This is a genomic window from Aeromonas sp. NJAU223 (assembly GCF_051125555.1).
Classification (GTDB): Bacteria; Pseudomonadota; Gammaproteobacteria; order Enterobacterales; family Aeromonadaceae; genus Aeromonas; species Aeromonas veronii_G.
This window is the reverse complement of record NZ_CP144204.1, coordinates 44,612-62,500: the sequence shown is the minus strand read 5'-3', so window position 1 is coordinate 62,500 and position 17,889 is coordinate 44,612. Positions and strand designations below refer to the sequence as shown.

At 62.2% G+C, this 17,889-nt stretch carries 15 protein-coding genes and 1 riboswitch; of the genes, 6 read left to right on the top strand and 9 right to left on the bottom strand.

The window, feature by feature from the left end; translation table 11 throughout:
• The first annotated feature begins 185 nt into the window (after positions 1 to 185).
• The gene (locus VZC39_RS00290) at positions 186 to 677 is read left to right on the top strand and encodes an RNA recognition motif domain-containing protein (RefSeq protein ID WP_434664872.1); all 492 of its coding nucleotides are present in this window, start codon (positions 186 to 188) and stop codon (positions 675 to 677) included.
• A 4-nt stretch (positions 678 to 681) separates the two neighbouring features.
• On the opposite strand, the gene murI is transcribed toward VZC39_RS00290, so the two are convergent.
• Together murI and VZC39_RS00280 are read right to left on the bottom strand one after the other, a co-directional pair.
• Entirely contained in the window at positions 682 to 1,470 is a 789-nt protein-coding gene (murI, locus tag VZC39_RS00285; protein WP_434664871.1) for a glutamate racemase, read from the bottom strand.
• A gap of 114 nt (positions 1,471 to 1,584) precedes the next feature.
• The gene (locus VZC39_RS00280) at positions 1,585 to 3,417 is read right to left on the bottom strand and encodes a TonB-dependent receptor domain-containing protein (RefSeq protein WP_434664870.1); all 1,833 of its coding nucleotides are present in this window, start codon (positions 3,415 to 3,417) and stop codon (positions 1,585 to 1,587) included.
• 50 nt (positions 3,418 to 3,467) lie between these two features.
• Positions 3,468 to 3,643, bottom strand: a riboswitch (cobalamin riboswitch).
• Positions 3,644 to 3,957: 314 nt separating this feature from the next.
• Between VZC39_RS00280 and purE the strand changes: the two genes are divergently transcribed.
• Entirely contained in the window at positions 3,958 to 4,467 is a 510-nt protein-coding gene (purE, locus tag VZC39_RS00275; RefSeq protein WP_349920492.1) for a 5-(carboxyamino)imidazole ribonucleotide mutase, read from the top strand.
• On the top strand, positions 4,464 to 5,588 hold the full coding sequence (locus tag VZC39_RS00270) for a 5-(carboxyamino)imidazole ribonucleotide synthase (RefSeq protein ID WP_434664868.1): 1,125 nt from the start codon (positions 4,464 to 4,466) through the stop codon (positions 5,586 to 5,588). The genes purE and VZC39_RS00270 overlap by 4 nt, the downstream gene beginning before the upstream one ends.
• Before the next feature lie 76 nt (positions 5,589 to 5,664).
• Here the strand turns inward: VZC39_RS00270 and VZC39_RS00265 are convergent, their stop codons facing one another.
• The 4 genes from VZC39_RS00265 to leuE form a co-directional block, all read right to left on the bottom strand.
• Positions 5,665 to 6,858: an L-lactate MFS transporter gene (locus tag VZC39_RS00265; RefSeq protein ID WP_434664866.1), complete on the bottom strand. Its 1,194-nt coding sequence runs from the start codon at positions 6,856 to 6,858 to the stop codon at positions 5,665 to 5,667.
• Positions 6,859 to 6,966: 108 nt separating this feature from the next.
• Positions 6,967 to 7,710 (bottom strand): LytR/AlgR family response regulator transcription factor, encoded by a 744-nt coding sequence (locus tag VZC39_RS00260; protein WP_349920489.1) that lies wholly within the window; start codon positions 7,708 to 7,710, stop codon positions 6,967 to 6,969.
• 67 nt (positions 7,711 to 7,777) lie between these two features.
• The gene (locus VZC39_RS00255) at positions 7,778 to 9,451 is read right to left on the bottom strand and encodes a sensor histidine kinase (RefSeq protein ID WP_349920488.1); all 1,674 of its coding nucleotides are present in this window, start codon (positions 9,449 to 9,451) and stop codon (positions 7,778 to 7,780) included.
• A 165-nt stretch (positions 9,452 to 9,616) separates the two neighbouring features.
• Positions 9,617 to 10,255, bottom strand: coding sequence for a leucine efflux protein LeuE (leuE, locus tag VZC39_RS00250; RefSeq protein ID WP_349920487.1), 639 nt, complete (start codon positions 10,253 to 10,255; stop codon positions 9,617 to 9,619).
• Positions 10,256 to 10,485: 230 nt separating this feature from the next.
• On the opposite strand from leuE, the gene VZC39_RS00245 reads away from it, so the two are divergent.
• The gene (locus VZC39_RS00245) at positions 10,486 to 11,706 is read left to right on the top strand and encodes an MFS transporter (RefSeq protein ID WP_434664864.1); all 1,221 of its coding nucleotides are present in this window, start codon (positions 10,486 to 10,488) and stop codon (positions 11,704 to 11,706) included.
• Positions 11,707 to 11,847: 141 nt separating this feature from the next.
• Here the strand turns inward: VZC39_RS00245 and VZC39_RS00240 are convergent, their stop codons facing one another.
• A complete protein-coding gene (locus VZC39_RS00240; RefSeq protein WP_434668538.1) occupies positions 11,848 to 13,032 on the bottom strand; it encodes an NAD(P)/FAD-dependent oxidoreductase in 1,185 nt (394 codons plus the stop codon).
• A gap of 84 nt (positions 13,033 to 13,116) precedes the next feature.
• Positions 13,117 to 13,641, bottom strand: a complete 525-nt coding sequence (gene ftnA / locus VZC39_RS00235; protein ID WP_434664862.1) for a non-heme ferritin — start codon at positions 13,639 to 13,641, stop codon at positions 13,117 to 13,119.
• Positions 13,642 to 13,848: 207 nt separating this feature from the next.
• Between ftnA and VZC39_RS00230 the strand changes: the two genes are divergently transcribed.
• Entirely contained in the window at positions 13,849 to 15,633 is a 1,785-nt protein-coding gene (locus VZC39_RS00230) for a diguanylate cyclase domain-containing protein (RefSeq protein ID WP_434668536.1), read from the top strand.
• Positions 15,634 to 15,752: 119 nt separating this feature from the next.
• Here VZC39_RS00230 and fabV read toward each other — a convergent pair whose 3' ends face one another.
• Positions 15,753 to 16,940: an enoyl-ACP reductase FabV gene (fabV, locus tag VZC39_RS00225; RefSeq protein ID WP_434664860.1), complete on the bottom strand. Its 1,188-nt coding sequence runs from the start codon at positions 16,938 to 16,940 to the stop codon at positions 15,753 to 15,755.
• A gap of 446 nt (positions 16,941 to 17,386) precedes the next feature.
• Between fabV and VZC39_RS00220 the strand changes: the two genes are divergently transcribed.
• A complete protein-coding gene (locus VZC39_RS00220; protein ID WP_033130880.1) occupies positions 17,387 to 17,821 on the top strand; it encodes a universal stress protein in 435 nt (144 codons plus the stop codon).
• Positions 17,822 to 17,889 lie beyond the last annotated feature (68 nt).

Sequence of the window (17,889 nt, the reverse complement as noted above, 5' to 3'; positions counted from 1 at the left end):
AGCCTATGATTTCAGCCCTGTTTTAAAGGCACTTTATTGACAATTCCTTGTCAGATGGATGCCATACTGAAGCGGATAATGTCTCCCGAGTCGTCCATGGTAGCGTCCGGCCATAAAGCTGGTTACCATGGAGGTGAATAGAGTGTTGCACCTTTTTTGCTTTCATTTACAAAAGGTCTTTAAAGATGAATTTATCCAAGTTTCCTGCTTATGTGCAGGCTGCCGTACTCGCCCTGGTATTGGCGCTGGTCGGCTACCTGGTTGCCCAAGCCCTACAGTTTTCTCTGAAAGCCGAAGTTATTTTTGCCGTCGGTCTGGCCATTGGTGGTTTCGTCGTACCGCTGTTTCTCAACCGGGCTCCCGCCAGTGCGGCCGAGCCAGGTACGAATCAGGAGACCTGCACCTTATATGTAGGCAACCTGCCCTATCGCGCCAACGAGATCGCCGTGCGTGAACTGTTTGCAGAACAAGGCCAGGTGATTTCAGTCCGTTTGATGAAAGACAAGGCGACCGGCAAGCGTCGGGGCTTCGGCTTCGTGGAGATGCCTGCCGCCGATGCGGCCAAGGCGATCGTCGCGTTGAATGACAAGGAATATCAGCAGCGTACCCTCAAGGTACGTGAAGCGAATGACAAGCGGGACAGGGATGAGCGGGAAGGCGGCGACGTCGACGCCTGAGAACTCAGAACTCAACCTCTTCCAGTGATGACAACCCCCAAGCTTGCAAGGGGGTTGTCAGTTTCTGGGCCTGGGCATCCAGCCGGGTGCAATATGCCCGCCCCTTCCCCTCTGCCAGCATGGATGTCGGCACATCGGCCAACAAGTGGGCCACTCGTCTTGCCACCGCACTGCCTGAATCCACCAGCTGGCAATCCGGCATCAGTTGCCGGATCTCGTCATCAAGCAGCGGAAAATGGGTGCAGCCCAGCACCAGGGTATCCGGTACCACCGCTTCGTCCAGCCAGTCCGCCAGCACCTCGCGCAACAGCACCATGTTGACCGGTCGTCCCGCCAGCTTGTGCTCGGCTTCGATCACCAGCTCGGTCGCACCCTTGAGCAACACCCGCTTGCCCGGGGCGAACTGTGCGATCAGGGTATGGGTGTATGCACGGCTGACGGTGCCAGGGGTCGCCAGCAGGCCGATGCAACCATTGTGGGTCAGGGCGGCGGCGGGCTTGATGGCTGGAACCACCCCCACCACGGGGACTTTCAGGGTCTCCCGCAGGGCGGGAAGCGCTATGGTGCTGGCGGTGTTGCAGGCGATCACCACCAGATCGATGGCATTTGCCGCCACCATGTGGCTGACCAGGCGACAACAGGCGGCGATAAGCGCCGGCTCGCTCAGTTCGCCATAGGGGAAGTTGGCATTGTCGAAGCAGTAGACGTAGTTGTGCGCAGGCAAGGTGCGACGGATCTCGCGATAGACGGTCAAACCGCCCATGCCTGAGTCGAACACTAGAATATTGGCCACCTGAGCTCCCCCTTGAATGCAAGGCGGCGATCATACTCCCGCGGACGGCCAATAGAAAAGGCCCCGCACATGGCGGGGCCTCGCTTTTTCCTCTCTATATAAGCAGAGGAAGGATTACAGACGATAGTCGGCGGTCAGCTTGAACTCGGTACCCGCCGCGGCATAGCCATAGGCAGGCACATAGTTGCGATCGAACAGGTTGTCGATGCGACCGCCCAGAGTCAGCTGAGGCAGCACATCATAGCTGGCCCCCAGGTTGACCAGGGTATAGGAGCCCAGTACCACCCGCTCGGCCGGGAAGCTGTTGAAGTTCTTGTCATCCCGCTTGCCCACATAGAGCAGCTCGGTCGACAGATCCACCGGGCCCAGCTGTGCCAGGGTCAGCCAGCTCGCCTTCTGCTTGGCGCGGCGCAGCAGCTGCTGATCCCCGTCGTTCTTGTCCTCGGTCTTGGTGTAATCGAAGCTCAGATCGTGGCGCAGCGGACCTGTCTCCAGCCCAAGGGCTACTTCCACCCCCCGGATCTCGGCGTCCGTGTTATCCGGCTTGCAGCTGGACGAGGCGCTCTGGCAGGAGATCAGGTTCTGGATCTCGTTGCGATACAGGTTGATGGACCAGTCCCAGGCGGTGTAGCGACCGGAGAAGTCCAGCTCCAGGTTCTTGCTCTCTTCCGGCTGCAGGTTCGGGTTCTCATAGCCCGGGTAATAGAGGTCGAGGAAGGTCGGCGCCTTGAAGGCAGTGCCGTAGCTCAACCGTACATTGTGATTCTCGTTGATATCCAGCCCGGCCGCCGCGGACCAGGTGTTGTGGCGACCATACTGCTCGTTGTCATCGGTACGGCCGGACAATTCCCCCAGCAGGGCCTGCCAGCGGTAGCTCGCCACGGCGAACAGACCGGTATTGTCCCGATCCGGTGCATTGAACGACTGGCCATAGCTGCGAGAATCGGACTTCATCTGTTCCTGCTGCCAGTCGGCGCCACCGGTCAGAGACAAGCCTTCCACACCGCTCCAGTTGTTGATCCAGGAGAAACGGGTCAGCCCGGTGTGAATGGGCTCGGCGCTGGACTCGCCATTGCTCTCCCACCAGCTCTTCAGCTTGTTCTCGCCGTAGCTGGCCTCCAGCCGGCTGCTCAGGGCGCCACTCTGGTACTTGAGACCACCGTCGTACTGGAAGGCCTGTACCCGGCTCTGATCGGACGACATATAGGGATCGTCCATCTCGGTCTGGTTGTCATAACCCTGAGCGTTGAAGTCGGCGCTCCAGGCCTCGTTGAAGGCGTGATTCAGACCGAACTGGCCGTTCAGGCTGTCGAAACCATCCCGATCAGGCTGCTGGGCACCGGCGACCACGTCGAAGCCATCGGTACGCTCATAACCCACCAGCAGGTTCAGGTCGGTCTTCTCGCCCAGAGCCTGCACGGTACGCACCTGACCCTGGCCGTAACCATGGCTGCCCACCCCGCCTTTCAAATGGGTTTCGCTGCCATTCTTGGCGGAGGTCTTGGAGATGAGGTTGATGACTCCCCCGATGGCATTGGCGCCATAGACGGCGGCACGGGGGCCACGGATGTATTCGATGCGCTCGATGTTGCCAAGGGGGATCTGGCTCAGATCCGGCGTGCCCGCCACCATGGCGGCAATGGGACGACCGTTCATCAGCACCAGCGAATGGTTGGAGTTGGTACCACGGATAAACAGGCTGCTGGCATGGCCACGGCCACCCAGGGTGGTGATCTGCACACCCGGCAGGGTCTTCAGCAAGTCCGGCAGGCTCTGTACCTGACGGGATTCGATCTCGGCACGATCGATCACCATGATGGGAGCAAGTACGGTGCTGGCGGGTTGTTCCACCCGGTTGGCGGTCACCACCAGGGTGTCATTGGCATTGGGGGTCTGGGCGAAGGCTGCTGCCGGCAACAGGGCAACCGCCAATAATGTCTTGGACATGAGAGATCCTTAAGTTCGCGTAAGCATCTTCCGTGGCCGGTTTCTCTCGGCCCGAAATACGAACTTTGGCAGGTCTTCGGGCTCGGGGGCTGATGACCTAGGCGACGGCTTCCCACCCGATGGCAGTGCCTGATGTCGCTTCGTTCCCCCTTACCGCTGCGCGCCAGCTCCGGATTCTCACCGGATTCCCTATTAAGCATGATGCGCCAAAGCGGGGGGGATTATAGGCAGAGTCTCATCGGATGTATAGCCATCTGGATTTCTAAACCAACTTCTGCATTTCACCACGCCATGGCCACCAACGATCCCGCCAGACAGGATCACTCGATGGCCGGAGTCGGCTACGTCACCCAGCACCTCGTGACACAAGTCGTTGAACTGTTTCATGTTGGAGGAGAACTAGCCGAATCACGGCTCCCCGAACCAACCGGCACGGCCCCTCAGCGACGAGGCAAGATACGCTGTCCCGTGAAATTTTGAACCAGCCTGCACGGCTTTTTGGTAACATGCGGCAAACGTTTGACATCCAAGGAAGCCGTAATGACGAACCCCCCTTTGATCGGCCTGGTGATGGGCTCTGACTCCGACTGGCCCGTGATGCAGGCGGCCGCCCGCATCCTCAAGGAACATGGCGTCCCTTACGAGGCGAGAGTGGTCTCCGCCCACCGCACCCCGGACCTGCTGTTCGAGTATGCGGCCAGCGCCCGCGAGCGCGGCCTGCGGGCCATCATCGCCGGGGCTGGCGGCGCCGCCCACCTGCCGGGCATGCTGGCCGCCAAGACCACGATACCCGTGCTCGGGGTGCCGATCCCGACTCGTCAGCTCAAGGGGATGGATTCCCTGCTCTCCATCGTCCAGATGCCCAAAGGGGTGCCGGTCGCCACCTTCGCCATCGGTGAAGCGGGCGCCGCCAACGCCGGTCTGTTCGCCGTCTCCCTGCTCTCGGTCGCCCAGGACAGTGACGCTCCCCGCTATCAGCAGCAGCTCGACGGCTTCCGCGCCAAGGAGCGTGACCGGGTACTGGCCCTGCAACTGGAGGAGCCGGCATGATACTGCCTCCCGCGACTCTGGGGATGCTCGGCGGCGGCCAGCTCGGCCGCTACTTCGTCATGGCAGCCCATCGCCTCGGTTATCAGGTCGTGGTACTGGATCCGGACCCCGCCAGCATCGCCGGTGCCGCCGCCGATCAGCAGATAGTGGCGGCCTATGACGATGCCGAGGCCCTGGCCGAACTGGCCCGTCGCTGCGTCGCAGTGACCTGCGAGTTCGAGAACGTGCCGGCGGCCTCCCTGGCCCTGCTGGAGCAGCACCTGCCGGTGCGCCCCGCCGCCAGTGCGGTGAGGGTGTGTCAGGATCGCCGGGAAGAGAAAGCCTTCCTGGCCCGCGCCGGGGTACCGGTTGCCCCCAACCTGACTCTGCTCCCCAATGAACCGCTGCCCGCTCTGCCAAACGACCTCTTCCCCGCCATCCTCAAAACCGCCCGCGAGGGCTATGACGGCAAGGGGCAGTGGACGGTGACCAGCAACGCCGAGCTGACCGCCGCCCTCGCGACCAGCGGCGTACCCTGCGTGCTGGAGAAGCGCTTGCCACTGGCAGGTGAATTTGCCCTGACCCTGGCCCGCAGCCCGAGCGGTGCCATCAGCGCCCTGCCCCTGGTGCAGAACTGGCACAGCGGCGGCATCCTGGATCAGACCCGATCCCCCGCCAATGTCCCGGCTCTCGAGGCCGAGGCCAAGCGCATCGCCGAGCACCTGATCGCCGCCCTCGACTACGTGGGCGTGCTGACGGTGGAGTTCTTCCTGGTGGACGGCAAGCTGCTGGTGAACGAGATGGCCCCCCGCCCCCACAACTCGGGCCACCCCAGCATCGACAACGCCGGTTGCTGCCAGTTCGAACTGCAGGTGCGCGCCCTGTGCGATCTGCCCCTGCCCAAGCAGGCCGAGGTTCAGCCCGCCATCCTGCTCAACCTGCTCGGGGATCTGTGGCAGCACGGCACCCCGGACTGGGCCGGTGCCCTGGCCCTGCCGGGGGTGCACCTGCACCTCTACGGCAAGGGCGAGGCGCGCCCCGGTCGCAAGATGGGCCATGTCACCGTCACCGGCCTGGATTGGCCGACGGTGGAGGCGACCGCCAGCCAGCTTCGCACCCTGCTGGGGCTGCCGCCGCGCTGAGCGTCACCCCTTCAATGCAAAGACCCGGGCCAAGGCCCGGGTCTTTTTTTACTGCTTGCGAAGGCGCGCGGGGTTGTCAGGCCCGATCTGCTGCCACCATCGGGGACGGCAGACGAATGGTGAGGGAGAGCACCAGCGCCACCACCATCAGCACCAGGATGAGGTTGAAGGTCGCCATGAAGCCGCCGAACAGGGACGCGACGATGGAACCTATGATGCTGCCCAGACCAAAGCCCAGGTAGATGACGCCGTAGTTCTTGGTCAGGTTGTTCAGGCCGAAGAAGTCGCTCACCAGGGAGGGGTAGACAGTAATGGTGCCGCCGAAGCTGAAGGCCACACAGGCCACCGCCACGAAGAAGAGGTTCGCATTGAGGGGCACGAACAACAGCAGCCCCATGCCCACCAGCGTGATGACCTGGGCGATGGTGATGACCCGGATGCGGGACATCTTGTCAGACAGGATGCCCAGCACCAGACGGCCACCCAGGTTGGCCATGGCGATGATGGCGACGGCGTTGGCGGCCACCGAGCCCGGCAGACCCACCATCTTCTCGCCGATATCCTTGGCCACGCCGATGACATAGAGGCCGCTCATGCAGGCGGTGAGGAACATCAGCGCCAGCATCCAGTACTGGGGCTTGCGCATCGCCTGTGCCAGGGTGAAGTCACGGCTCTCCGCTTGTTGCTGGGAGGCCGCCTGCTGGGGCGCATCCTTCATCAGCATGCCGCCCACCAGCACCATGGACATGGCGATCAGGCCCCACAGCTGGAAGGTGGCTTCCAGGCCGTTGTTCGACAGCAGCAGCAGGTTGATGTACTTGAAGCCCAGACTACCGAGGCCGTAAGCCCCGATGGAGCAGGCAGAGATCAGCCCCTTGCGCTCCGGGAACCACTTCACGCAGTTGGAGAGGGTCATCAGGTAGCCGGTCCCGTCGGCGAAGCCCACCAGGATGCCGGCGCAGAGGTAGAGCATGGCCAGGTTGCTGGCATGGGCGGTGAGGAAGAAGCCGATGCCGAGCAGCACGCCGGCCCCCAGGGTGACATTGCGTACCCCGAATCGCTCCTGCAGCTTGCCCGCCATGGAGGAGGCGACCGCCAGGGAGAGGCTCAGCAGACCGAAGGCGAAGGCCACCTGGCTGACCGGCTCGTCCAGCTTGTCGGAGAGCTGGGCGTTGAACAGGCTCCAGGTGTAGACGGAGCCCAGGGCGAACTGGGTGATGATGGTACCAATCAGGGTCAGGTACCGGGTGCGGTTCAGATCGACGGTCATGATGCGCCTCGGGCGGTGGACTCGGGAAGTTGAGCCCACTATAGGAGCGGCGCACGAATTGCAGACCGATTAAGGCATGAAATGCAGATCGGCGGGAATGAATGACAATCAGAGCCGCATCAGCTGACGGAACGCCTTGATGTTGCTGCGACTGACCGGCACCTCGAACGGCAGATCATGGAGCCGGATGAGGTAGGTACTGTTGAACCAGGGCACGATCTCGCGGATCTTGTTGATGTTGACGCAGTAGGAGCGATGGCAACGAAAGAAGCCCTCCGCCGGCAACCGGCTGACGAACTCGCTGATGGTCATGGTCATCACGTAGCGATCGGTGCGGGTATAGACATGGGTCAGTTTCTCGTCCGCCTCCACGTAATAGATCTGCTCGCAGGGGGTGACTATGATGCGCTCCCCCTTCACCAGGTTGACGGTACGATTCTGGCTCGGACTCCCCTCCCCGCCGGGCTCGGTCCCCGAACTCGGCTGCTGCCGACCGGCATGCTCGAGCTTTTGCAGCAGGCTGATGAGGCGCGGCTCGTTGTAGGGCTTGAGGATGTAGTCGAACGCCTCCAGTTCGAACGCCTCCACCGCGAACTCCTTGTAGGCGGTGACGAACACGATGTGGGGCGGATGGCTCGACTTGTGCAGGTTCTTGGCCAGCAGCAGGCCGTCGATGGAAGGCACCTGGATATCCAGAAACACCACGTCCACCTCGTGATCCTGCAGGTACTTGAACGCCTCAAGACCATCCTCGAAGCTTGCCACTATCTCGATGGTGCTGTGCTGCGCCACCAGATAGGCCAGCTCTTCCCGGGCCAGGTATTCGTCTTCGACTATGATGGCTCTCAACATGACACCCCCTCCAAACCCGGCAAACAGGCCAACACGCCCGGACATTCCTCTTTCACTACGATAGCGTTCAGCACGGCATGGCCTCCGGATCCGGCAGATAGAAACAGACTTCGGTGCCGGGTTCGAGCCGCTTGAGCTGCAGGCCGTCGCCGTACAACAATTTGACCCGTTGGTGCACGTTCATCAGGCCGATACTGCGGCTCTCCACCCGGCCGGCGGCCACGCCGTCGATCACCGCCTGGCTGATGCCATAGCCGGTGTCGCGCACCGCCACCCGTATGCCCCCCGCCAGCTGTTTCACCTCGATGGTGACCCGGCCCGGCGCGCTGCGGGGCTGGATGCCGTGCAGGATGGCGTTCTCCACCAGCGGCTGCAGCAGCAGGCTCGGCACCTGAATATGCACGTCGTCCACCTCGAACACCACCTCCAGCTTGTCGCCGAAGCGGGCCTGCTCGATGGCCACGTAGTCGCGTACCTGCTGCAGCTCCTCCTGGATGTCGATGAGCTCATCCCCCTTGTTGAGGTTGTAGCGCAGATAGTCCGCCAGGTTGGCGATCAACTGGCGTGCCTGCTGGGGCCGGATGCGGATGAGCGACGAGATGGCGTTGAGGGCATTGAACAAAAAATGCGGGTTGATCTTGCTCTGCAAGGCGGTGAACTCCGCCTTGCGGGTCATCTCTTTCAATTGCTCGATGCGCGACACCTCCATCTGGGTGGAGATGAGCTGGGAGAGGCCCACCGCCATCTCCCGCAACGAGCTGGTGATGCTGTGGGTGCGGCGAAAATAGATCTTGAGGGTACCGCTGACCACGCCGTTCTCCCGCAGCGGGATGATGATGACCGAGTGGAAGTCCGACAGATGGTACTGGCGCAGATCGTTGTTGATGATGATCTGATCGAGCAGCACGGCCCGCTGGGTCATGTCGCTGATGGCGTGGTGTTCGTCCAGCTCGTAGTAACCCTTGCCGACGCCCACGTAGGCCAGCACGTCCCGGGTGTCGGTGATGGCCACCGCGTCCGCGCTGATCTCCCGTCTTATCACTTCGCACACCTGGCCGAGGGAGTGGCGATCGATCTTCTGGAAGAAGGGCAGCGTCTGGTTCGCGATGTCCAGCGCCAGCTTGGCCTGCTTGGCGGCAATCAGCTCCTTCTCGTCGTCCAGATCCTGTACCAGCTTGATGATGAGGCCGATACACAAGGTTCCCGCCATCATGGGATAGGCGATATGACTGACAATCTCGACCCCGACAGCATGAGGTTCTGTTAGCACCCATATCAGCAGCATGGTCAGCCCCTCGCAGGCCATCCCCGCGAGGATCCCGTACAGCCAGAGCCGCGACTTGCGGCAGCGCAGGTGCAGCCAGGTTGCCAGCAGGCCGGCGATGATGCTGGCGATGAGGCAGGGGATGGAGGTGTGACCATCCATGTCGATGAGGTAGCGGTGCAGGCCGGAGATGACCCCGGCCGGGATGCCGACCCAGGGGCCGAACAATATGCCCCCCGAGATGATGGCGATGATCCGCACGTTGATGAGGGCCCCCTCCACCGGGATGCCGGTGTAGGTGCTGAACACGGCGAACAGGCCGAAGATGGCGGCGACCATCACCAGCTCCGCCGGGGTGTGATCCCGCTTCTGGAACAGCCGCTGGAACGGCCGGGTACGGGTCAGCAGGAAGAGCGTCATCAGCATCAGCGCCGCCCGCTCGAACACCGCCAACAACATCATCTGATTTTCGAGCATGGCCCCTCCGGCCGGCGGCCATCTGGGCGCACTATTAAGGATTCAAGAAGGGCTGCCAGGAAGAGAATGCATCGAGATGGCAGCACGGGAGGCACCCAGTTTACCTCAGAGTGACCGCCAAGGGAGCCTGCGGATGGGGCTGGCCGGACTGACCAGCCCCCGGGTTCAGGAAGAGAGGGTTGCCAGCCTGGCCGCGAAGCCCATGAAGAAGAGCCCGATCAGCCCATTGCCCAGTCTGGCGAGGCGCACCTTGCGTGCAAAGAAGCGGGCCATCAGGGTGCCGCCGAAGATAAGCAGGGTCAGGTAGACGAAGCTCATGGCCTCCAGCATGCCCGCCAGCACCAGATAGGAGACCCAGGTGTGGGCATAGTTGAAGTCGACAAACTGCACGAAGAAGGAGACGTAGAACAGGATTGCCTTGGGATTGGTGAGGCTCAGGGTCAGGGCCTTGCCGAAGTAGTTCTCCTCGGGCACCGCCTCCTTCTGTTCGGTCTCCTGTCTGGCGACGAAGTTCGCGTGCAATATCTTGATACCCAGATAGAGCAGATAGAGGGCACCGAGGTAGCGCACCAGGGTGAACAGCAGCGGCGTGGTGCGAATGAGGGAGGCGATGCCGAGATAGGCGCAGAAGATGAGGATGGCGTCGCCGACGAAGACCCCGAGGGCCGCCTTGTAACCGGCACCGATGCCACGGGTTGCCCCGGTGCGCAGCACATAGAGGGAGTTGGGACCCGGCGCGATGATGATGAAGAAGAGGCCGACCAGGTAGGTCCAGACGTTGATGACCCCAAGACTTTCAAACATAACTTCCCCCGATGCGAGGAAGGGTCCCGGTCTTCGGGGTCCCTCCCGGATGATTAAAGCGTGACCGTCCTATACTATGCCTCCGCCAACAAATCACAAGGGCGCAGCAATCAGGCGATGATCGGTCATCGGCGTCTCCTCCGTCAGAGGGCACCTTGCCCACTTTTGTAATATCCACCGGCGCCGGGATCGGGCATGGTAGAGGGATCCCGGATCACAGACACATCACCATGGACAAGCCTCTCAGTACCGACACCCTGCTCGCCATGCCAGCCGTGGCCGAACCCAGGCACGGCACCACCTACCCGGTGATCGCCGCCATCAGCTTCTCGCACCTGCTCAACGACATGATGCAGTCGGTGCTGCTGGCCATCTATCCCTTGCTCAAGCTCGGCCTCAACCTGTCGTTCGCCCAGATAGGCCTCATCACCCTGACCTACCAGTTCACGGGCTCCCTGCTGCAACCGCTGATCGGCCTCTACACCGACCGCAGGCCCATGCCCTACTCCCTGCCGTTCGGCATGGGATTTACGATGCTGGGGCTGCTCTCCCTGTCGCAGGCCGGCAGTTTTGGCGCCGTGCTGTTCTCGGCCATGCTGATCGGCATGGGTTCCTCGGTCTTTCACCCGGAATCTTCCCGGGTCGCCCGCATGGCGGCTGGCAACCAACCCGGCCTGGCCCAATCCCTGTTCCAGATCGGCGGCAACCTGGGATCGGCCATAGGTCCGCTGCTCGCCGCGCTCATCATAGTGCCGCACGGACAGGCCAGCGCGGCCTGGTTCTCGCTGTTCGCCCTGGTGGGGGTCGTCGTGCTCAGCTTCGTCGGACGCTGGTCCAGCCAGCATGCCGCCAGCTTCCACAAACGGATGAGGGCCCATGCCGGCAACGGCCTGAGCCGCCGCCAGATCGGCTGGACCCTGACCATCCTCGGCCTGCTGATGTTCTCCAAGTTCTTCTACATGGCCAGCCTGAGCAGCTATTACACCTTCTACCTGATGGACAAATTCCACCTCTCCCTCGACAGTGCCCAGTTGTATCTGTTCGCCTTCCTGTTCGCCGTCGCGGCAGGCACCGTGCTGGGCGGCCCCGTCGGTGACCGCATCGGGCGCAAGCGGGTGATCTGGATCTCCATCCTCGGTGTCGCCCCCTTCACCCTGCTGCTGCCCCACGTCGACCTGTTCTGGACCTCGGTGCTCTCGGTCATCATCGGCCTGATCCTGGCCTCGGCCTTCTCCGCCATCCTGGTGTATGCCCAGGAGCTGATCCCCGGCAAGGTGGGCACGGTGTCAGGTCTCTTCTTCGGTCTAGCGTTTGGTCTGGGTGGCATAGGGGCGGCCCTGCTGGGCCAGCTGGCGGACGCCACCAGCATAGAGACCGTGTACCAGATCTGTGCCTATCTGCCGCTGATCGGCCTGCTGACCGTATTGCTGCCGACGCTGAAGAAGGGTTAGCCACCGCTATCCTCGGGTGAGGCTGCGGGAAACCATCGGCAGGGAAGGAGATTCAAATAGAGAGCGGAAGTCGCCATCAGGCGGGAGAAACACAATCGGGCCCAGAGAGGGGCCCGATTGTGGCGTCGTTAGACCTGTTCGTCAGCAGTACTGCCCTGCCACCCAGCCCGATGACCAGGCCCACTGGAAGTTGTAGCCGCCGAGCCAGCCGGTCACGTCCACCACCTCGCCGATGAAGTAGAGCCCCGGCACGGTGCGCGCCTCCATGGTCTTGGAGGAGAGCTCGTTGGTATCCACCCCCCCCAGCGTCACCTCGGCGGTACGATAGCCCTCGGTGCCATTCGGCAAGATCTGCCAATCCCCCAGCAGGTCGGCGATGGCCGCCAGCTCCCGCTCGTTGTACTGGCGCATCGGCTTGTTGCTGAGCTGACCCAGCTCCACCAGCTTGTCGACGAAGCGTTTGGGCAGCTCGCGGCCCAGCACGGTTTTCAGCTCCTGGGCCGGATGGGCCTCAGCCCAGCCCTTGATGGCAGCAGAAATATCCAGATCCGGCAGTAAATTGATGTGTATCTTCTGCCCAGGTAGCCAGAAAGAGGAGATTTGCAGGATGGCCGGGCCGGAGAGGCCGCGGTGGGTAAACAGCATGGCCTCCTTGAAGCTGGTGCCGTCTTCTGAGGTCACCGCCACCGGCAGGCTGACTCCCGCCAGATCGGCGAAGGCCTCCTTCTGTGCCTGATGCAGGGTGAAGGGCACCAGGCCGGCGCGAGTCGGCAGCACGTTGAGGCCGAACTGCTCCGCCAGCTTGAAACCGTAGGGAGTGGCGCCGAGCTTGGGCATGGAGAGACCGCCGGTGGCCACCACCAGGGAGTGACAGCGGATAGCCCCCTTGCTGGTGTCGAGCAGGAAGCCGTCATCGCTCTTGCTGACGGCAAGCACCTCGGTCTGGTACTGCTGGCTCACCCCGGCCCACTCGCATTCGGTGAGCAGCACCTCGACGATCTCTTTCGCGCTCTCGTCACAGAACAGCTGGCCCAGGGTCTTCTCGTGATAGTTCACCCTGTGCCTGTCCACCAGGTCGATGAAGTCCTGCTGGGTGTAGCGCGCCAGCGCCGACTTGCAGAAGTGGGGATTGCCCGAGAGGAAGGCATGGGGGCCGGCCTGATGATTGGTGAAGTTGCAGCGTCCGCCGCCGCTGATCAGGATCTTGCGGCCCGGCTTCTTGGCGTTGTCCAGCAGCAGCACGGAGCGCCCGCGATAGCCTGCCTGGGCCGCACACATCAAACCGGCCGCACCGGCCCCGATCACCACCACATCAACCTGCGTCATCATCACTCACTCATCCAAAGAAAAACGGCCCCTGCATAAGAGGGGCCGTCATTGTACTGGCTGAACATTAAGTGTCCACGACTATCAGGCGTTGCCGTCCATGATGCTGGTCGGTGCGCCCTTGGCCAGCTCCGCCAGCTCCTTGTCGATGAAGTAGAGGCCCTTGCCATCCTCGCCCACCAGGGAGAGACGGTCGACGACGCTCTTGAACAGCTTCTCTTCTTCGTGCTGCTCGGCCACGTACCACTGCAGGAAGTTGAAGGTGGAGTAGTCCTGGGTGGTGAAGGCCACGTGGGCCAGACCATTGATGCACTTGGTGATGTGATACTCGTGCTCCAGGGTGGTGCGGAAGATGTCACCCAGGGAGTTGAACTCGTGGGGCGGCGCCTCGATGGCTCCCAGCACCGGCATGGAGCCCGTCTCGCTCACATAGGTGAACAGGCGCTCCATGTGCTGGCGCTCCTCGACCGCGTGCTGGCGCAGGAAGGTGGCAGCCCCTTCGAAGCCCTTGTCCTCACACCAGGCGCTCATCTGCAGGTAGAGATTGGAGGAATAGAATTCCAGATTGATCTGCTCGTTCAACTTCTCGATCATGGCTTTGGCCAACATGATGATTCTCCAGGGTGATGTGTTCCCGATTGTCACCACTGTTTTACCACGAATCAACTCCGGGTGTGTGATGCGTCCCGAGTTGTGACCCTGCCCCTCTCATCTTTCCCCCCATACGGGCATAGAGAAGCAAAGAATCATGGTGTACCCGGACTCAGCCTCTATGATGGCGCCAGTGGTCAGGAAGAAGATTCGATGAGACTGGTGATGGCTCTGGTGCTGCTCTGGATGACTCAGGTGCAGGCGGCTCCCCCCTTGTTTGACGAGACGGAATTAGCGGCGGCGCGCGATCCTGCCGGCTATTTGCAGCGTCTCGACGCCGAGCCACGCCAGGGGATGGAGCTGTTCCACGCCAGATCCCTCGCCAAGGCGGCACTGGGACGCCATCCCGACGCCCTGGTAGACAACGCCCGCGCACGCTCCCTCGCCGCCGCCCACAAAGAGACCAGCCGCTTGCTGGACTTCCGGTTGCAGCAGGTCGCCCTCACTCTGGAGACGGAAGCCCCTCGCCAGGCCCTCAGGCTGCTGGCGCAGTTGCAACCCGCTCTCATGGGCCATCCGGCCAGGCTCGCCCAGTGGCATGCTCTCAACGGTCTCGCCCTCTATCGCACCGGTCAGCTCAAGGAGGCCATCGGCGAACTCAAGACCGCCTATCACCTCAATCAGCAGGCACAGGAGACGACCCTCTCCAGCCTGCAACGGGCCCGCCTGCTGATGACCCTTGGCAACCTCTACGCCGATCTTCGTCTCTATCAGGAGTCGGAAACCTATTATCAGGATGCCCTGCGGCTGATGGTCCGGCTGGACGAGCCCAACAGCCAGGCCATCATCAAGGCCAACATGGCGCGGCTCTACATCGACACGGACCAGCCGGCCAAGGCGTGGCAGTTGCTCGATACCCTGCTCGGGCAGCCCGGCCTGCCACCGGACTACCGCGCCATCGTGCTCGGCTATCAGGCCATAGCCCTCAATGGATTGAAAGAGTGGGAAGCGGCCTGGCAGAGGCTGAACGAGGCGCAGGAGATCTACCTGAGCCTCGGCTACCCCCAGGCGGCGTCACGCCTGACCGAAACCCGGGCCAGGACCCTGCAAGGGAGCGGCGAGAAGCAGCTCGCGCTGCAACTGCTGACGGCCCAGACCGAGGCCACCACCATAGAGGGCAAGGCGCTGCAAGCCAGCCTGCTGGCGGATCTGGGGCGCTACCCCGAGGCCTACCGGGCCATGACCGAATACATGCAGGATTACCAGCAGCACTTCAACCAGACCCTGAGCCAGCACGCCAGCGCCTTTCAGGCCGAGCGGGAACTGGCGCGCAGCGAGGCCAGCAACCGCGCATTGCAGCAGGAGAATGACCGCAAGCGCCAGCAACTGCTGTATCAGCAGAGCGCCCGTTACTATCAGCTGATGCTGGTCTTCCTGCTGGGGGTGGCCCTGGTCCTGCTCGGGCTGGCGACCCACAGGTTGCACCGCAACTCGCGTCACCTCTACAAACTCGCTACCTTCGATCAGCTGACCGGGCTGCCAAACCGGCGTGCCCTGATGGAGCGGCTGGCGCACCAGTGGCAGCAGCACCAGCCGCTGACCCTACTCATCATCGACATCGATCACTTCAAGCAGATCAACGACAGGCACGGCCACCAAACCGGGGATCTCGCCATCCAGCGACTGGCCCATGAGCTGAAACGCTGGGCACCGGATCTGCAACAGATTGGGCGCTGGGGAGGAGAGGAGTTTCTGGTGGCCATGCCCCAGGACGGTGCCCGCTGCCGGGAGCAGGCCGAGCAGCTGCGCCAGCGGATCGAACTGCTGCACCACCCCACCATCACCGTCAGCATCGGGGTGGCAGAGCGATCCCCCGCCGATACCAGCCTGAGCCAGCTGATCCACAGAGCCGACATGGCCATGTACCAGGCCAAACGCCAGGGGCGCAACCAGACCATACTGGCGCACTCCCCCGACGCACCCGCCGAGTCAATTCCCAGCGTGGCCTGAGAGTGGCCCTTGCTACCCCCCCCATGGGCTCTCATCAGGCAACACGCACCATCGTCAGATGCGTACTGACGCACGCCCCGACACACCAGTCGAGTCGATTCCCAGCGTGGCCTGATGGCTCAGGGTGTCAGCTCGGTCAGGGCCGCGACATTGACCGGTGCGCCATAATCGACCTCCGGCAGGTCGAAACCGTTGAGCCACATGAAGTCCCGCTCCAATCCGCCGAAATCCCCGAGACTCTGGAAGTTGTCCGGCGTGACCTTGGACCAGAGGGCGGAGACGGCAGCCTGAATGGCCGGCTCCAGCTCATGATCGTCCATGCGGATCAAGCGGTTGCCATCGGCCACCACCCCCTTGGGGCCATACATCTTGTCGGCGAACAACCGCTGCATCTGCTCGATACAGCCTTCGTGCACGCCGCGCTCCTTCATCACCCCCATCAGCAGGCCGAGGTAGACGGGCAGCACCGGAATGTAGGCGCTCGCCTTGGTCACCAGCGCCTTGCACACCGACACCCAGGCGTGGCCACCGAGGGCTGCCAGCTGCAAATTGATGCTCTCGGCACTGGCATGCAGGTGCTCCTTGGCGTAACCGATGGTGCCGTCACGGTAGATGGGATAGGTGGATTCCGGGCCGATATAAGAATAAGCCACCGTCTGTACGCCTTTTGCCAGACAATCCGCCTGCTGCAGCGCCTGTAACCAGAGCTGCCAGTCCTCTCCCCCCATCACGGTGACGGTGTCGCGGATCTCCTCCGGACTGGCCGGCGCCAGGGTCTGCTGCACCAGGGCCTCCTGCTCCAGATCCAGGCCCCAACCGGTAAATGGCTGGCCCGTGGTCTTGAGTACGGAACGCACCTGGGTGCCATCAGGCATCACCCGGATGCCGCTCGCGAGGGAATAGACCACCAGATCCACCTGCCCCAGTTGCTGGCGGATGACATCGATGGCCTGCTGGCGCATGGCATCCGAGAAGGCGTCGCCGATCAGGTTGACGGCGATACGCCCCTCCTGCTCCGCCGCCTGGCGAAACCAGATGTTGTTGTACCAGCCCGCACTGCCGAGCCCTTTTTCCGAGGGGCCTCGCTCGAACGAAACACCAACGGTGTCGGCCCCTGCCCCGAAGGTCAGGGCGACGCGCGACGCCAGGCCGAACCCGGAAGAGGCTCCCAGCACCAACACCCGTTTTGGCCCGTCGAAACGGCCCGCCGCTCTGACGCTGGCGATCTGCTGGGCGACGGCGGCACGGCAGCCGATGGGGTGGCAGTTGCGGGCGACACAGCCCTGGATTTGTGGACGAATAATCATGGGCATCTCTCCAAACGAGGGGATCAGGCGGCGGGCCATCCCTATCCGGCCCCGAGTGGGATCATCATAGACGGCTTCGACGAAGAAACTGGCTACAGCATAACCATGGCGAGGTGACAAACCTTGATGCGAACGGGGATAAACGGAAAAAAGGGGCAGAAAAACAAGAGGGAGCACGAGGCTCCCCAAAGCGGTATTCAGATGCTTTTTGTTGTTTTGTGTTCATTGCGAAGCACGGGCACATCCTATTCCCCTGATCTTGTCACGGCAATAGGCTGGCGTGATCGGCCTCAAATTTCTGGCTAATTTATATGCAACCCGCAAATGGGGGCGGCAAGCTGGCTTCACAGGACGCCCGTGCCAATGCCCCACATTGTGACGACGAGGTCGTTTTAGTTTCAGCAGACATTGGTATAGTGGACTCAGGATCGATGAGGAGAACTCCCATGAATGGAACCTATTACAAACACGTACTGGCCGCGATCGACCTGTCGGAAGACAACCGCAAGGTGATCGAGAAGGCGGTCGACCGGGCCCGCTCCAACGGTGCCAAGCTGTCGGTGATCCATGTGGATGTGGACCTCAAGGATCTCTACACCGAGATGATCGATATCGACATCGACAACGTGCAGGATCAGGTAATCGCCGAGGCCAAAGAGAAGCTGGAAGCCTTCCTGGCATCCGTGGACTACCCCATCGAGAAGAAGCTGGTGATCTGCGGCGATCTCAGCGAGCGGGTCAATCAGGCGGTCAAGGATTACCAGATAGACCTGCTGGTGTGCGGCCATCGCCAGAGCTTCTGGAGCCTGCTCACCTCGAGCGCGCGCCAGCTGATGAACACTGTCCCCTGCGATCTGCTGGTCGTCCCCTTGCAGAAGTGATCAAAGGGACGTAGCTTGATTGACCATGAACACGACCGCTTTTAATCACAACAACTGGTGGTGCTGCT

Bases quoted from the DNA above. Each gene is read 5' to 3' on its own strand.
- VZC39_RS00290 (WP_434664872.1), top strand. From the start codon at position 186: ATGAATTTATCCAAGTTTCCTGCTTATGTGCAGGCTGCCGTACTCGCC.
- VZC39_RS00280 (WP_434664870.1), bottom strand. From the start codon at position 3,417: ATGTCCAAGACATTATTGGCGGTTGCCCTGTTGCCGGCAGCAGCCTTC.
- purE (WP_349920492.1), top strand. From the start codon at position 3,958: ATGACGAACCCCCCTTTGATCGGCCTGGTGATGGGCTCTGACTCCGAC.
- VZC39_RS00270 (WP_434664868.1), top strand. From the start codon at position 4,464: ATGATACTGCCTCCCGCGACTCTGGGGATGCTCGGCGGCGGCCAGCTC.
- VZC39_RS00265 (WP_434664866.1), bottom strand. From the start codon at position 6,858: ATGACCGTCGATCTGAACCGCACCCGGTACCTGACCCTGATTGGTACC.
- VZC39_RS00260 (WP_349920489.1), bottom strand. From the start codon at position 7,710: ATGTTGAGAGCCATCATAGTCGAAGACGAATACCTGGCCCGGGAAGAG.
- VZC39_RS00255 (WP_349920488.1), bottom strand. From the start codon at position 9,451: ATGCTCGAAAATCAGATGATGTTGTTGGCGGTGTTCGAGCGGGCGGCG.
- leuE (WP_349920487.1), bottom strand. From the start codon at position 10,255: ATGTTTGAAAGTCTTGGGGTCATCAACGTCTGGACCTACCTGGTCGGC.
- VZC39_RS00245 (WP_434664864.1), top strand. From the start codon at position 10,486: ATGGACAAGCCTCTCAGTACCGACACCCTGCTCGCCATGCCAGCCGTG.
- VZC39_RS00240 (WP_434668538.1), bottom strand. From the start codon at position 13,032: ATGACGCAGGTTGATGTGGTGGTGATCGGGGCCGGTGCGGCCGGTTTG.
- ftnA (WP_434664862.1), bottom strand. From the start codon at position 13,641: ATGTTGGCCAAAGCCATGATCGAGAAGTTGAACGAGCAGATCAATCTG.
- VZC39_RS00230 (WP_434668536.1), top strand. From the start codon at position 13,849: ATGGCTCTGGTGCTGCTCTGGATGACTCAGGTGCAGGCGGCTCCCCCC.
- fabV (WP_434664860.1), bottom strand. From the start codon at position 16,940: ATGATTATTCGTCCACAAATCCAGGGCTGTGTCGCCCGCAACTGCCAC.
- VZC39_RS00220 (WP_033130880.1), top strand. From the start codon at position 17,387: ATGAATGGAACCTATTACAAACACGTACTGGCCGCGATCGACCTGTCG.